Below are 1,583 nucleotides of genomic sequence, written 5' to 3' on the forward strand. Positions count from 1 at the left end.
TCGATCTGGATTTGTTTAATGGCCTGATTGAGAGTCTTTTCGTCTTCGTCCGTGATAGCAGGGTAGACGTCGGTACGACTCACATAGACCACTTGTTTGCGACGAATATTATTCAGTTTTCGATGAACACCTGACAGATTACTTTCAGCTTTTTTAATGGCTCGTTTGGCCCTGGCGACATCACGATGAAGGTCGAACCGGGGCTTAGGACCCAGACGAGCCATTTGCTTGTCCAGCTCATGTTCAATGGCTGCGATACGCTCATCAACATCAGGCTGACCCGCTTTAAACACTTCTTCATCCAGATGTTCAAGTTTTGCCTCAATCAGACTGTTTTGCTCGTCTATACTGCCGTGATATCTGTAGTTCTTAATGTTGAGTTGATCGGCAATTTGATTGTTTTTGATTCTCTTGGCACCTTCATCGTCATAAAATTCGTTTACTTCTTCCATTAATTCCTGGATTCTGTCTCTTAAAACATGCTGCTGGTCGAAAAGGTTGGCATCATCTGCAAACCCCAGCTGTAAAGCTCTGGCCAGTTGAGCCATGAAAATTTTGCCTCTTTCTTGAGCAGCAGGGTTTTCATGAGGGGAGATATTTAGTTCCATCTCAAGAGCGGTAAGATAATTTAGTTGTTGTTCTTCGGCTCGCTGATCCGATTCTTCGACTACGGAGTTGAGACGATCATGAATATCTGAGAGTACGATATCCGCCTCCGGCAGATCTGCCTCCAGGGCTGGTCCCGGCCGTAAGATCATGTACATCCCACTCAGCTCGTGATATGAGACATCACCGCCATCAATCTTTGCACGGATCCTTTGCAGTCTTGTTGCTTTGTCATCACCTTTATTGATTTTGATGGTGAGTATTTTTTCCAGCACTTGCAGTTTGATCCGGGCCTTTAACTCTGACACCCGTCTGGCTTCTCTGATGCACAGATGCATAAGAATAGCAATGACCTGACGTTGGAAATACACATCGTCCTTATCATTGAGGCGATTCTTTTTCCCCAAAACTCTTGCTGCGGCACGAAGTATCCGAAGCACTTCAGGCATGGCTTTGGGGTGGCCTGGTGTGCGGATGTCTTTCAGTTCTTCTTCCAGCGCTGCATTCTTGAGAAGCGTATTATAAAGTCTTGCCTTCAGAGCATTGTGGTCTTCTGTCGTGATGCCTTCATTCTGCTCACTCAGATCAAGGCCAGGGATCTGCCGCTTCAGGTACTGCTGAATGGCCCGGGAACGGACTTCCGGATCCTGCTTGCTTGCCATTTCAAACGTCTGTCCGGCAAAGTCGCCAATGACTTTGGAAGCAAAGCTTCCGTCTTCGGGAGGAGAAACGCCGTAGGCTTTGGTGACAATGGGTACCAATTCATGAATATTCTGAACAAAATGCCGGTTAGACAGCAGATCTTTAAGTTCAGGTTTGAAGCCGAAGTGTTTTAAGAGTTGATTATACATCCAGGTTGGCGTCATGACCGACGAAGCGACTCTGACGTGCCCTATTGAGAATTCAAATTCATCTGCGACACCTTGAGTAGCACTATCTTGAGTAGCACTATCTTGAGTAGCACTATCTTGAGTAGC

Annotated in this window: 1 protein-coding gene; it reads right to left on the reverse strand. The window is 46.4% G+C overall.

Annotation, left to right across the window (positions count from 1 at the left end):
- Positions 1 to 1,583, reverse strand: a 1,583-nt coding sequence (locus KDK18_RS02265; RefSeq protein WP_257252898.1) for a hypothetical protein, incomplete at both ends; no start/stop codon positions are given.

It is taken from the genome of Endozoicomonas sp. SESOKO3, from assembly GCF_024606255.1.